A 13,495-nucleotide genomic window follows, 5' to 3' on the forward strand; every position below is an offset into this window, starting at 1 on the left:
TAAAAATAAGGATCATTGTATTATTTATAATATAGACCATTTGTTCTATTTTAGATCAGTTGAGGGTCTACCTAAGCAGGAAGCGGAGATTTCTGCAAGAGCGTTGGTATAATATGCAATAAAAAAATCTTTGGCCTGGGAGGGTAATTCAAACCTCCTAGAATTACTGCATTTAAGGCCTGCACCTATACTTGCATTTTGAATGCTGTATTTGCTTTCGTTTAAAATTAATTCTGCATAATCCAAAGCATCTAAAACATGCTTATATTCAATTTGAGCTTCTTCAATTTTAGAGTTATTGAGTAACCATAAGCAGTAGTTAGATATTGCCTCCGCCAAAACCATATAACCATAACTTCCATAATAGGGAAGCATCCGTTTGCTATTGAAGATTAGTTCTTGATAAAGAGTGTTCGATTCTTCAATACTAGCTTGTTGTAATTTATGGTAAATGTATTCATTGTAACGCTGAATTGCATGAACAGAACCGTATCGAATGGCAATTTTGAGTGATTCAACTTCGGAAAATCCGAAATCGTTCTTCATATTTTTTTTTATTTCTTGTGAGTAATGAAAAAAATATGCACCCCGTACTAAATTAAATTGATTTAATTGGGGTTGGGAGAAAAACATCATTAAGGGTAAATTTTTCTGCTGTGCTAAAGCCACACCATATGCGCACCATATTTTTCCCCAGTATTCAACTAATTCTTGATCCTGGCAAAATTCTTCGATGGAAGGGACGTGATAGGTAATGCGAGCAATTGTTTCAATCTTCTGATTTTTAATTAGTGCAAGTTTCTTTTCACGATTTGCTTGATTAAACATATAGATAAACATTCTATCTTGTAGTGTTAATTTTAAGGACATATTCCATGTCTTAAAATCAAAAAAACCATACATATTTAGTACCTGCTTTCCTAGTTTTGTGAAGTTGACATAAAGTGACATTCACATGTTCTGGTTTGTTTGCTAACTGCACTCAGGGCTATAATACCATAAGTGTGTATTGAATATATTCATCAGGAAGCAGATTTGGTTTGGGAGATGAGGTCAAGGGAGTATCAAGGCGCTAAAAATGCGGGGCTCGGAGCATTCTGCTCCGAGTTAATAACACTACTATTTTGCGGCAATTTCTTTCCACCAATTGGTTTTGGTCTCAGTGACCCAATGTCCTTCACGCATACGAGCAACAAATTCCTCAGCTTTTTCAGGAGTGGATGATTTTTGATCCAATTTAATGCACCAATCCCATTCGCCTGTTGTAGACCACATTTTTTCTACGCCATCCCATTTAGCCATAGCATTCATATCAGACATTGCTTTGTTACTTTTTACAAAAATTACACTATTCCATGCATTCATTATTACTATCCTTATAAAATTATTTGTATACTTGAGTACGAAACTCAAGATTAAGAATATAATAATTCTCGAATTCTTTCCATTTATCCCAACATTTTTTATTGCTTGATTTTTATAGTAATTTTTCAAGTATTATCCACTGAAACAATGCGCTATAGCCTGGATGCGGGGAAAGGAGAATCTTGGTGTCTTTTGTCAAAGAAAAATTACTCGGGTTCTGCCTCGAGGTACCTCATTGCAAAAGGAGCAATTAACTTTACTGGATCATCAATTATACAATTGGGTTTTTTGCTATCCATACGCTTTTTTTGTTATCATCCAGCTTAAAATTCAATATTGATTAAAAAAATGTCTTATAAAAAATTCGATATCCTTTCGTGTGCCATTGAACACGATCAAGCTGCTGTTGCTGAGCAATGGGCAAAAACTTTTATTTATAATCCTAAGAATGATATTGCCGTTAATATGACGCAGTTATTACTATCCTGTTTAGCATCGGGTGATTTCAAAGTACGCCCTTATTTATCTAAAACATCGAAATTACAAGCTCCCTCGGATCAATTAACTATTGCTGATTATTTATCGCATGCCAGTCGTATTATTCTTGACTATAAAGGATTAACCGGAGCAAATAGGGAAGAATTATTAAATTATTTCCCTCCTGATGGAAAAAATGTTTTTTCCCGCTCAGCCACACATAATGTGCGTCGCGGTATGGGTGGTGAAATTGTCGAAGGAAAGGGTTTTTTGCTGGGTTTAATGGGACAATTACCCGGTCTTATCAAAACTCCCCAGGATTTTGGTATTAATATCGCTATGGGTGGCGAGGGGCAAGATAATTTTTATGGAAAAAAAATAACAGCTAATGGTTTCAGTGGTCATTTTTATTTTCACCGCAATGACACAGATTGTTTGCTCATGCTTGGTCTTGAACAAACAGCACCTGCCGCTTCCCCGGTAGAATTTTTAATGGGGGCAAAAAAGTATCCTAATAATGTACAACAAGACCATGATCAATTCGGTCAAGGACATTCATTAAAGGGCGCTTCAGATACGTATACTGCTGCTGGGTCTTTATATTTTAGTGATCCAGTATATCAAGCCAAACTTGTAAGCGAAAAAGGTGTTTTCCCACCGGATAAATACGGCGCAATGCAAGTTACGATTAACGATGAGAATTGGCCATCTGTCAAAAATACTTTAGAGCAACTCCGGCTTCTGGCTGACGAAGATCATAAAAAAGATTTATTAGCGTTTCTGCTCTCCAAACCAAAAACTGCTGTACCGACTGAAAATAATCCCTTAAGTTACATTACACTTGATTTTGATACTTATTTGAAACGTATTTATCAGGTGTTCATTATTGAGGGGCAAATGGATTTTGAGAGTCAATCTGCTCTCTCAAACCTACAGGCCAATTTGTTATTAACGATTAAAAAATTACAACAAGGTGATGTGAATAGTTATGAACCGTTGAAACATCAGATTGCAGAAATTAAGCAATTAAAAAATATTCCACTTCCGTACCAGAAAGCTATTGATCGCATTCAAAAGTTATTTAAATTGCAGCTTGGGATTGATCCGAAATTGAAACAAACCCATCAGGAACTGTTGCTAAGAAATCAATACGATGATTTACAGGAAGAAAGCAAAGTTATCTTGGAAAAGCTATTGATTATGCAAAAGCATTTTAAGAAACAGCCCATTACCAAAGAGCAAGAAGCACTGGAATTTTTTCTTCAACAGATTGAGATCCAAATAAATGCCCTGCAAAATCCCTTCCCATCATCCTTAGAAGAGATATCTGATTTAAGTACAAGCTGGGTGTTATGCGATGAGCCAGTTTCTATCAGTATAGAGTCTATTGATAAGCTGAGAAAAATTACAGACCGGGCAAAAGAATTTACTCAACCTATCACTTTAACAACCAGCGAGGAAATTTCATTTCCTCAACTGATATCCGGAATACAAAAAAATCTCTTACCCCTTGCTCAAATCAATCTAATTGATTACTCGAAATTAGATTTAAACGATCTGGCGAAACAATTTAATTTATATGTAGACTATTTAGCTGAAAACGCAGAGGCTCTTAATCATTGGGAACACAATTTTTCTCAAACAACAAATATTCTAGCTAATTACTCGAATAAAAAAACCGAGCTTAATGAGGGACATGCTTTTTTGCCCCAGTATCGTGAGAGTACCATCCTAAGACGTTTATATGCTTTAAATAGTACCGATCTTTGTTCTTTGCCGTTTAAGCCGTACGAACATCCTGCTGCAGAATGTAGAATCCATCAACCTCATACTTACTGGAGCAAAATAAGTAACTTACTATCTGCGGGTACTGAGGTAGTTTTAATACTCCGAGATTTAAAAAAGCAACAAATAGCCAAAACCTCATGGGAGGAGATGAATGCTACAGTCACTTTATTTCAAGAAGCTGTTGAACGATTTAAAAAAGCAAATGAAGAATTAACAAAACACTCCAGTAACATTCAGGAGCTTCCGGTCGAGGTTTTTGAAAGTCCATTTTTCTATCCTATTAGTGATGAGGAGCTGCACCAAATGAATGGTGTGCAACTTGTTACTCTATGTTTGGAAGAGTTAAATGCAGAAATGCCGAGTGCTTTAGTTCGACGAGTCACGAATAATCAAGAATTGTGGCTACGTATGGATAAAGCATTTCAAATTGAAGAGGTGGGTTTTAAAAAGCGTAAAGATAATATTGAACAGAAAATCATTAAATTACGTACGATTTACCATTTTGGAGAACAGGTTCGTCAGTTTAAAGAACATGTGGATCTAATTGACAAAGAGAGGTTTTTTACAGAGCTGCAAAAGTTAGCGCATGAAACTTCCTTTATTTTTGAGGCTCATAAAGCGGTTGAACAGGCTCAGTGTGAACTTGTAAATTTACGCGAATTCCTAACGCTTCTGCACGATTTTGCAAAAGAAGAAGATCCCAATGCAGCGCTTAAAGTATTAGAGCAAAAATACCAAAGGCTTCCGGAAAAAGAGCAAAAACATTATGCGCCTCAATTGCAAGACTCCACAGCGCTTGCTTTTAAGGCGTATCTTGAAAAAATCAATTCAGCCCAAAAGTTTACAGAGAAAAGAAGAAACTTTGTATTCTTAAAGCAATTAATTGAAAAATTACCACCCGACCCGTTTCAAGATGAATATAAAATAAAACAAACAGAGGATAGTTTGTATCAATTATATTTTGAGCTAAGGAAAGCAACTTCTGTAGATGCTAAAAAACGTATATTTGATAATCCATCATTTTCCATAATCATAGAAAATTTTGAGCAATTAAATCCTGAATTGACTGCTGAATGTGCCAAAAAAATTCATAAGAAATTAGTTCGGACCAAATATATATATGAACAGCTACTTGAGGTCAAAGTTATTTCACCTGAATCTCCAACACAACTGGTAGATCCGCTTCTATACCGGCTGGAACCAATCCTTAATGGCATTAAAGAACCGCTCCAAATTCAATTAATGAAGGCACTTTTACAAGATAAAATTTTTAAGCAAGTAATTTTAAGGCAAAAATCATATGAAAAGTTCACTTCAGTTTTGATTCAGGATCTATTAACTCTAAAAGAGTTCCGAGATCAAAAAATTGCTCTTAGTAAAGAGAAGAAATATGAAAGCGAATACGATCAATCAATTGATCAATTTTATAAAAAGGCCTTGGATATCCGATTGTCAGACCTTCCCCTAAAAAAGCAAGCTGAGAATATAATTAATGCCGCCCACGCTGAATTTAAACATCGCCACGATGGACGCCGTCTAATAGCTGATATCGCGATGATTGTGAGTGTCACTTTTTTTGGCTTAGGGATTTTTATAGGACTAGGGCGTTTAGCTGCAGGAAAAACTTTATTTTTCAGTAGTTTCCTTAACAAGGTAGAAACGGATAGAGAAGTAGATTTAAAAGATCATTGGCTTACTAAGCAATTACCGGAAGAAGGAAGCGAAGCTCGCTTACTGACCGCTCCTGCTGCGTAAGAAGCGGTCAACGACAGCTTTATAAATAGCAATTAAGTGCAAGAGCACCAGTTACGAATTTAGCTGCATGAGGTCCAGTTACAGAAAACCAAACTCCACCAATAAGACCGAGATTGGAGGTAAAATTATACTCAATAGCAGGAGCGAGTGACACTTGTTCATTCGCTTTTCCTCCAATACCTGCCACAGTACCCCCCGGCGTGAATCCTGGATTACCATCAAAATTGCTGCTGGGGTTGTGGACAAACAAAACTTCAAAAACCGGAACCCAATTTTGGGTTAGCGTATACTCAAAGGCTAAGTCGGCAGAATAACTATTATCCAGTTTTACCCTACCTTCGGTGGTAGGGCTACCACCAAAAACATTCACTCCTTGCACTTCGACATCAGAAAATTTTGCCCCTACCAAGCTCAAACGCGTACGCAAATAATGGTCATTTTTCAACTGAAACAATCTTTGAAAATTAAAACCAAGATAAGTTTGATAGGATCCTAAACCGGTTTGGTCGGTACCCAGCCTCTTAGGGTCTAAATGATCATAGCGTCCTGTAGGAAAAACCTCTTGTACTACTATGCGAAGATCGGGAAGCCAAGAACCTTCTTGTTGTCGCAAAGCTTGAAATCCCAATGCTAAGCTGTAATCTCCAACACCATCTCCATGCTGCCCATTATCCCAACTGTAATCATATGGTATCGATGTTTGTAAATCTACAAAACTAAAAACTCCCACGCTGAGAATAGGAACAACTTCAAAGTTTCTAAACCCTTTGGGATAGCCGCTGTAAAATGCATAGGGTTCAAAATTTAGATGGCCTCTGGGGATTGTTTTTCCAGCCGGAGCAAGTAATGGTCCTGTAAACCATGGACTTGCCATTGCAGCATTAACAAAAAAAATTAATAAAAAAAGGAGTCTTAAGCGCATGGTAAACTTGTTCTTAGTATTAGTAGGCGTTGATAGAATTTAAAACTTTTTTCGTATTAATGGAATCTATTTTTACTTGCTTCTCCAACTTTTTGTGAAAAATTATGCTCGCCGTGGATTAATCTTCAAATATTTTTAAAATCTTAAGTTGTGAGTCTAATGCTTAGTGCAGAAAATGGCGAGTAATAGGAAGAAGTAGTACATTTATGAGCCCTACTAAAATCATAACCAAGCCAGCAATCGCTCCTTCGGGAGGCCCTATTTTATGAGCTTGTGCAGCACCTGCTGCGTGTGCTCCAGCACCGAAAAGAGACCCACGAGCTAGGGTTGAATGAAATGAAAAACGTTTGAGAAGGAGCTCACCAATAACCGCTCCCGATATCCCTGTAATAATCACAAATATCGCTGTTAATTCTGGGCTGCCGCCTATGCTATGTGATGCTTCAAGCGCGAAGGGCGTGCTGAGGGAACGAGGCAATAGGCTTAAGCTTATATTTTTATCAAGTCCTACCAACATCGCTAATCCCCAGCTTGTTAATACTGAGGTAAAACTTCCGACACATACCCCAATTAAAAGTACAAGCCAATGTTGACGTATAAGGGCACGTTTCTCATAAATAGGAATTGCGAAGGCAACAGTCATCGGTCCAATTAATTGGACTATCCATCGGGTGCCTCGAAAATAGTCTTGATAGTTTTGATGGAGCAAAAGAATAAGGCCTCCAATAATTGTAGGTGTTAATATCAGAGGCATTAACCACCAAAATGACCAGCGTATATATAATTTTTTGGCTATAAAATACATGCCAATGGTTATAAAGGACCAGAAGATGGTTTGCGCTATGGGTTCAGAGCGAATGTGACTTAACACGGTTAGTCCTCCAATGATAACAATAATCCACAACAGTCCCAGTAACTAACATGACACATAAAGTACTTAGCAAAATAACAAAGAGAATTTTAAGGCCCAAAAGACCAATAAACTCGTGATGCTCAAGTATCGCAAGAATTGCTGGAATAAAAAAAAGCAACATATCTGCAAGGATTAATTCCGCTCCATGTTTTATGAGATTGAGGGTTAAACGTTTTGTAGCTAAAAGCAGTAAAACCATCCCCAAACCAAAAATTCCTCCTGAAAAGGGAAGCTTTAAAAAGTGAACTATAAGTTCGCTGGATAACCAGAAAAGACATACTAATCCAACTTGAAGTATTGCATTGTGCTGAATTTTAGATGTTATATATTTTTTCATTTTGATTATTCCAATTTCAATTAAGTTTACACTTTTTTATAATATGAATAAAATGAATTTATAGACTAATAATGATTCTAAAATGGAATAATTATGGAATTAAAACTTCTCCGTGCGTTTATTGAGGTTGTTCGCCAAGGTGGTTTTTCTAAGGCAGCAGAAACTCTTTTTGCGACTCAGTCTACCGTGAGTAAAGCAATAAAGCAGCTTGAGGAAGATCTAGGCATTCCTCTGATTGAGCGATTTAAAAAGCGTAGTATTCCTACAGCTGCGGGTGAAATTGTTTATCGTCGAGGTATTAAATTGCTTGCAGAGTGCGATGATCTTCTAAAAGAACTTGATGAACTTCGTGGTTTGAAGCAAGGAAGATTACGTCTTGGTATTGCTCCAGTGGGTAGCAGTACTCTATTTGCGCCTCTTTTTGCACGTTATAATCAACGTTATCCTGGTATTGAAGTAGAACTGATCGAACATGGAAGTGTAAAGCTTGCCGAATGTTTACGAGCAGGAGAAATCGATTTTGCAGGAACATTATTAACAACTTCCGATGAGTTCGATAGTCAATTAATCCGGAGTGAGCCCTTAGTTGCTCTTTTGGCGTCGAGCCATCCTTTGGCAAGTCGGCATGCAATTGGTTTATCCGAGCTTAAAGATACGCCGTTTATCTTATTTGGTAGTGGTTTTGCCTTACATCGAATCATACTGAATGCAAGCCATAAGGCGGGTTTCGAGCCTAAAGTAGTTTCCCAAAGCAGTCAGATTGATTTTATGTTGGAGCTGGTTGCTGCAGGTCTTGGTGTGGCGTTTTTACCAAGAATGATCGCTCTTGAAAAGTCAAATCCCCAAGTTTCCTATCCATTACTGAAAGGAGATGAGTTTCAATGGAATATGGCAATGACCTGGAGACGTGGGGCGTATCTTTCTGAGGCAGCAAAAGCATGGTTAGCTCTAGTACGCGAAGTATATGTTGATACGTAATCTTTATCCAATGTGACTACCTAAAGGCAGCTTTCTCCAAATTACTTTCGAAATAATTCACATTGGTCAGGCTGACCTGAGGTAATGGCATTCTGAGGTTTGTAATGTTCGGCAGGTGAGAAGCTATCGATTCAATTTAATTCTTTACTAAGTCGTGGGATATTCCCGCCTGCGCGGGAATGACCAGTGAGAATGACCAACCTCTTTGGTAGTTTATTACGGAGTATAAGCGTGGGTCAGTTCTGCTAAAGATTGATCGAGTGTTTCAAGTATGAAGTTGACCTGCTCTCGATTAATTGTTAAAGGGGGTGCAATTCGGAAAACATTACCAAACTGTCCTCCTTTTCCAACTAAGAGTCCTTTATCCTTGCAAAGATCCATTAATTGAAATGCTTCATCAGATGCAGGTACTTTTGTTTGAGGATCTTTAACTAATTCAATTCCCAACATTAATCCTCGACCACGAACATCGCCAATGAGAGGATACTTCTTTTGTAACTGACAAAAACCATCTTTTAATAAATCTCCCATGGCACGTGCATTTTCAATGAGTTGTTCTTCTTTAATAATTTCCAAAGTGAGCTTGGTTTGGATCATTTGTAATGGGTCACCTCCAAACGTATTAAAATATGTTTTGCCAGTCATTGTTTCCGCGACGTCACTTTTCATAAGCACAGCGCCAACGGGAGCGCCATTACCTAAGCCTTTAGCCATAGTCACCATATCTGCATCGATATCTAAAGTTTTGGTGAGAAAGAGATCACCGCCACCACGACCGGCCCCGGTCTGAACTTCATCACTGATGTATTTGCCACCGTAATTATGCACAATACGGGCAACTTCACTAAAATATTCATCTGGAGGTGTAATAAAGCCACCAACACCCATCACGGGTTCAAGAATAAAAGCTGCGATTTTTCCATGCGTTGAATTCTGAATGGTTGTTTCAACATTTTTTGCGCAGGATAGATCACAACTATCTGGTTTTTGTTTAAAAGGACAGCGGTAACAGTAGGGTTCAACTGCAGAGGTTACGCCTGTAACAGGCTGCGCTTTAAATCGCCATATTGAATGGCCACAAGAGGCAAGTGCAGCAGAGGTTCCACCATGATAAGAATGACGCACATTCACGACCATTGTTTCTCCTGTCGCATGGCGTGCTGCCATGATGGCTAATTCATTGGCTTCTGAACCGGAATTAGTAAAAGATACTCTGTCCATGCCATAAGGTGCTTCTTCAAGCAAACGTTCGGCAGCTTCAATAGGTGCCTGATTTAAATAAAGAAGACTTGTGTGTTGAATGGTATCATTTTCAATTGCTTCAATGAGAGCTTTTTTAATTTTAGGATGATTATGTCCGGCTGAGATACAAACAATTCCACCAATAGCATCTAGATAACGTTTTCCTTCTGAGTCCCATACATACGTGTCTTGTGCTTTGACGAGCTGGATTGGCTCTTTGTGGTAAAATCCTGCGGTAGGCAAAAAATGTTTTTTTCTGAAATTGGTTAATTCTTCGTTTGAGCGTAACTGTACTGAATCATTATTTTCATTCATGAGGGTTGCTTCCTTTTATGTTTATAAAGACTTGAACTTGTAAATAAAGAGCTTTTACAGAGCCTTTTTACCTCAAATTCTTGTGGCATTATTTTGAGATTTACATCTTTTCCCTGGTTTTTTTGAACACTATATTCTTCGAAATTCATATCCTTATCCTTCTCCTGTGTGTATTTCCGCTTTAAAATTTCATATCAATTGACTCGACTTCATCTAAAAATGGAGCAGGGTCCCAATTATTTAATATGTATAAAACTTCTATTAGTTTGTAGAGTTTAATATTATTTGGCTAGATGCATAGATGCCATATTTTTTGGAGAATTAAAAGGGTTCTTTCAATTTAATTTGATTATTGAATAAGTAAGTAACTTACTAAAAATATTGGATAACTTTTAACTTTAAGTCCAGAAAAATCATACAACTAGCACTTTATTTACAGTCACAAAATGTTAGATTGACCATTATTCTGCAGCTGCTTTGAGTGTGGCTATATTCAGTTTTTTCATGTTCAATAAAGCATTCATCACTTTTCCTGATGTAGCTGTATTTTGCATTAATTGATCTAAAACAGTCGGAACGATTTGCCAGGAAATACCGAACTTATCTTTGAGCCAACCGCAAGGTCCTTCCTCTCCACCGCTAGAAAGATGTTCCCAAAAGTAATCAATTTCTTCCTGAGTATCACAATTGATTATAAATGAGATGGCCTCATTGAATTTAAATTGAGGACCACCATTAAGAGCCATATATTTTTGACCATTGATCTTAAAAATTACGGTCATAACACTGCCGATAGGTCTCTGGTGTATTTTAAAACCTTCTTCTCCGTAATAAGAAGTTTGTTCAATACTCCCATTTTTAAAAACAGAAATATAAAAATTAGCCGCTTCTTCAGCTTGACCATCAAACCATAGACAAGGTGTTATTTTTTGCATTAGCTTATATCCTTATGAACTAATAAATAAAATAGTATAGTAATTTACGAAATCATGGCAAGGGTACACTCGAATAAAATGATTTAAGATTTTTTGTATCTTACCTAATTTTTGAATTATTAGCAGAACGTAATACCTCATTGGCAGTGAAAACCTCATTTTTTGTATCAAAAAAAGTATGCTTGAAGAACGAAAATATCGTGTTTGATGTTGTTTTTGTTGTCGAGAGCCGCTCAGGTGATCTATCTGGATCGAATTGATGATTGGTTCTTGAACTATAAAAGGCTATTGCATCCAGTGCTGTTTGGTTACCGTGATTTTCTGCGATCTCATAAGCGGTTTCTCCCTTCTGGTTCGTGAGCGTGAGATCGGCGCCAGCGTCTAAAAGCAATTTAAATAATGCATGATTTTTTTTGGTATAAGCTGATTTACAGGCCAGCATTAAAGGGGTCATTTCTTTGGAGTTCTTGATATTAACGTTAATGTCGCCATTGCGAAGCAATAATTGCACCACACTTTCATTTCCATACGTACAGGCAACGCAAAGGGCCGAGGCGCCATCATTGTCACAAGGACTATTTATATCTATCTTGGGAATACCCATCAGTTGATACATCATATGAGAACGATTGCAGGCTGCAGCATAAAAGAATGCATGTTCTAATTCGGATTGGCTGATTACCGGCGATTTATTATGTAATCTCAGTATCTTCCAGACTGTATGGCGATCGTCATTTTGAACCCCGATGGCTAATGGACCATAGCCACGACAATTACTGATTTTGGTGTCCTCAAAATTGACCGGATACAATGCATCGAGAGATTGTATTTGTTGGGTTAAATTTCGTTGGCCGGTTTTTGCAATGAAAGAGCAGTGAAATACTAATTGTTTACTAGTCTCAAAAAGGGACTGATATAGGGTTGGGCAAAGTTCTTCGCTCGTTAAAAGTTGATAAGGATACTCTTCGCTTTGTTCATATAAGTGATTGATATCCATGAATAACCATACATTATTTTTGTACTTTTTAAAACCTACTGTGTGCTCTTCACTGCTACATACCACTACGACATTATTTTTAATAAAAAGAATTTCACTGAGTTTTTGTAAAAATTTATTGAGGTCTGTAGGACATGTAAAACTCATTGTTTTACCAAATAAGTTTTTAACCGTACTTTGAGATCTACACAGATGAAGCTGGATCATTTTGTAGATGGTATCAATATTCGATTGTTGGAGTGCTTGAGAATAGAATTCGTAATAATTATCAGGAGACTGAGCCAGACATATGGCTTCCAGAAAAGGCCTTATTTCAATCCGTTTTTGTTCTTTTTTAGATAAAGTTTGGCTTGATTTTATTTTTTCTGTTATAGCGTATAAGCTATTGGGTAAAGTTTGTTTTTCTCGTTTGATTAGATTAAGACGGCTATAAAATTGATAATCTAGTCCTAATGCTGCTTCTTGAGCCCAGGTTAAAGTAAAACCATGACACACCCCATCATCGTGTTGATAATTAAATTTATCAAACAGAGTTAACAAATCTTCATGCTCTAAAGCATTATCGTTGGAGGCCTCAGAGGATAAAGCGGGGATTATTCGATTAAATGCAATAAAATGCTTTTGCATTACAATTAGTAGAAAGATTAGGAGAAGCACGAAGAGGGCGTATATCATTTTACTAATTAGTTAATTCCTTTACCAAATCAAATCACAATCTGTAAATGAAAGCAACTGTATAAAAAATATAAAATATGGACAAAATGAAACATAGATCTACACTTAATGTATCTAAAGTCTCCTATTTTAAATAGCAGAATAATGATGGGATTAGTTTCTCTCTATATAAGAAAAATTCCAAATAAGCATAGAGTCACGGAGGATATATGAGAATTTGGCAATCACGTCGAGTGGGAATTTTACTGTTGCTTTTCTTGGGTCAAGCCAATGCGCAAACCATCGTCACGCCGCTCACTCCTACTAACAATATCACTAATTATCTGCAATTAGTGGCAGCGGTTGAGAGTGGGAATGATGTCCGAGCAATTATACATTTTGATAACTGTGAAGTAAAAGGTCCGGAACTTCAGGCACAAATAAGAAAACAATTAGATGGTGCCACGACTCGATTTAATTTTACTCAGTTTTTTCATGGGAAAAAGAATGTTAATGATCATTTGATGGATACTGTAACTACTTCTATGAAAATTTTTATTGAGAGTTCTTCGGGAGAGTTTTTAACGCTTTCTGGTCGCTTAAGTATTTTTGAGGATAATACTGCAACACTACATGTGGATTTTTTCGATCCCATTCTCCATAAACAAAAATTGGTTGTCGATTGGTTTTGCGCTATAAGTAATGGGGAAGACAATAATGGCTTGGTGTTATTTAATTTTTCTTAGCACATGCAAAGTCTAAGGTCATATTCTGATGTTCTGCGGCTTATCCCTATTTTTTTAAAAAATTTTTCTAT

11 protein-coding genes are annotated in these 13,495 nt (G+C 37.0%); 3 read left to right on the top strand and 8 right to left on the bottom strand.

Annotated features, from left to right (window positions below):
• Positions 1 to 45 precede the first annotated feature (45 nt).
• On the bottom strand, positions 46 to 951 hold the full coding sequence (locus tag HBNCFIEN_RS03975) for a DUF5630 domain-containing protein (RefSeq protein WP_255464331.1): 906 nt from the start codon (positions 949 to 951) through the stop codon (positions 46 to 48).
• Positions 952 to 1,119: 168 nt separating this feature from the next.
• Positions 1,120 to 1,365, bottom strand: a complete 246-nt coding sequence (locus HBNCFIEN_RS03980) for a hypothetical protein (protein WP_182392792.1) — start codon at positions 1,363 to 1,365, stop codon at positions 1,120 to 1,122.
• Positions 1,366 to 1,713: 348 nt separating this feature from the next.
• On the opposite strand from HBNCFIEN_RS03980, the gene HBNCFIEN_RS03985 reads away from it, so the two are divergent.
• Positions 1,714 to 5,385, top strand: coding sequence for a LepB GTPase-activating domain-containing protein (locus HBNCFIEN_RS03985; RefSeq protein WP_182392793.1), 3,672 nt, complete (start codon positions 1,714 to 1,716; stop codon positions 5,383 to 5,385).
• Between the two features lie 19 nt (positions 5,386 to 5,404).
• On the opposite strand, the gene HBNCFIEN_RS03990 is transcribed toward HBNCFIEN_RS03985, so the two are convergent.
• The 3 genes from HBNCFIEN_RS03990 to HBNCFIEN_RS04000 form a co-directional block, all read right to left on the bottom strand.
• The gene (locus tag HBNCFIEN_RS03990) at positions 5,405 to 6,307 is read right to left on the bottom strand and encodes a hypothetical protein (RefSeq protein WP_182392794.1); all 903 of its coding nucleotides are present in this window, start codon (positions 6,305 to 6,307) and stop codon (positions 5,405 to 5,407) included.
• Between the two features lie 163 nt (positions 6,308 to 6,470).
• Complete coding sequence (locus tag HBNCFIEN_RS03995; protein ID WP_182392795.1) at positions 6,471 to 7,178, bottom strand: LrgB family protein; 708 nt, start codon at positions 7,176 to 7,178, stop codon at positions 6,471 to 6,473.
• The gene (locus HBNCFIEN_RS04000) at positions 7,156 to 7,557 is read right to left on the bottom strand and encodes a CidA/LrgA family protein (RefSeq protein WP_182392796.1); all 402 of its coding nucleotides are present in this window, start codon (positions 7,555 to 7,557) and stop codon (positions 7,156 to 7,158) included. Before HBNCFIEN_RS04000 ends, HBNCFIEN_RS03995 begins: the two co-directional genes overlap by 23 nt.
• A gap of 93 nt (positions 7,558 to 7,650) precedes the next feature.
• On the opposite strand from HBNCFIEN_RS04000, the gene HBNCFIEN_RS04005 reads away from it, so the two are divergent.
• The gene (locus HBNCFIEN_RS04005) at positions 7,651 to 8,535 is read left to right on the top strand and encodes a LysR family transcriptional regulator (protein WP_182392797.1); all 885 of its coding nucleotides are present in this window, start codon (positions 7,651 to 7,653) and stop codon (positions 8,533 to 8,535) included.
• Between the two features lie 216 nt (positions 8,536 to 8,751).
• Here the strand turns inward: HBNCFIEN_RS04005 and HBNCFIEN_RS04010 are convergent, their stop codons facing one another.
• The 3 genes from HBNCFIEN_RS04010 to ankG all read right to left on the bottom strand — a co-directional run bounded on the left by HBNCFIEN_RS04010 (position 8,752) and on the right by ankG (position 12,651).
• Entirely contained in the window at positions 8,752 to 10,092 is a 1,341-nt protein-coding gene (locus HBNCFIEN_RS04010; protein WP_182392798.1) for an aspartate aminotransferase family protein, read from the bottom strand.
• Between the two features lie 461 nt (positions 10,093 to 10,553).
• Positions 10,554 to 11,027, bottom strand: a complete 474-nt coding sequence (locus HBNCFIEN_RS04015; RefSeq protein ID WP_182392799.1) for a VOC family protein — start codon at positions 11,025 to 11,027, stop codon at positions 10,554 to 10,556.
• A 100-nt stretch (positions 11,028 to 11,127) separates the two neighbouring features.
• Complete coding sequence (ankG, locus tag HBNCFIEN_RS04020) at positions 11,128 to 12,651, bottom strand: Dot/Icm T4SS effector AnkG/AnkZ/LegA7 (protein ID WP_255464332.1); 1,524 nt, start codon at positions 12,649 to 12,651, stop codon at positions 11,128 to 11,130.
• Positions 12,652 to 12,908: 257 nt separating this feature from the next.
• Here ankG and HBNCFIEN_RS04025 point away from each other — a divergent pair, with 257 nt between their 5' ends.
• Entirely contained in the window at positions 12,909 to 13,424 is a 516-nt protein-coding gene (locus tag HBNCFIEN_RS04025; protein WP_182392801.1) for a hypothetical protein, read from the top strand.
• Positions 13,425 to 13,495 lie beyond the last annotated feature (71 nt).

It is taken from the genome of Legionella sp. PC997 (assembly GCF_014109825.1).
GTDB lineage: Bacteria > Pseudomonadota > Gammaproteobacteria > Legionellales > Legionellaceae > Legionella.

What these genes read in the sequence shown, in the direction of transcription:
- HBNCFIEN_RS04005 (WP_182392797.1), top strand. Translation starts at nt 7,651, where the DNA reads ATGGAATTAAAACTTCTCCGTGCGTTTATTGAGGTTGTTCGCCAAGGT.
- HBNCFIEN_RS04025 (WP_182392801.1), top strand. Translation starts at nt 12,909, where the DNA reads ATGAGAATTTGGCAATCACGTCGAGTGGGAATTTTACTGTTGCTTTTC.
- HBNCFIEN_RS03990 (WP_182392794.1), bottom strand. Translation starts at nt 6,307, where the DNA reads ATGCGCTTAAGACTCCTTTTTTTATTAATTTTTTTTGTTAATGCTGCA.
- HBNCFIEN_RS04000 (WP_182392796.1), bottom strand. Translation starts at nt 7,557, where the DNA reads ATGAAAAAATATATAACATCTAAAATTCAGCACAATGCAATACTTCAA.
- HBNCFIEN_RS03980 (WP_182392792.1), bottom strand. Translation starts at nt 1,365, where the DNA reads ATGAATGCATGGAATAGTGTAATTTTTGTAAAAAGTAACAAAGCAATG.
- HBNCFIEN_RS03985 (WP_182392793.1), top strand. Translation starts at nt 1,714, where the DNA reads ATGTCTTATAAAAAATTCGATATCCTTTCGTGTGCCATTGAACACGAT.
- ankG (WP_255464332.1), bottom strand. Translation starts at nt 12,651, where the DNA reads ATGCAAAAGCATTTTATTGCATTTAATCGAATAATCCCCGCTTTATCC.
- HBNCFIEN_RS04010 (WP_182392798.1), bottom strand. Translation starts at nt 10,092, where the DNA reads ATGAATGAAAATAATGATTCAGTACAGTTACGCTCAAACGAAGAATTA.
- HBNCFIEN_RS03975 (WP_255464331.1), bottom strand. Translation starts at nt 951, where the DNA reads ATGTCACTTTATGTCAACTTCACAAAACTAGGAAAGCAGGTACTAAAT.
- HBNCFIEN_RS04015 (WP_182392799.1), bottom strand. Translation starts at nt 11,027, where the DNA reads ATGCAAAAAATAACACCTTGTCTATGGTTTGATGGTCAAGCTGAAGAA.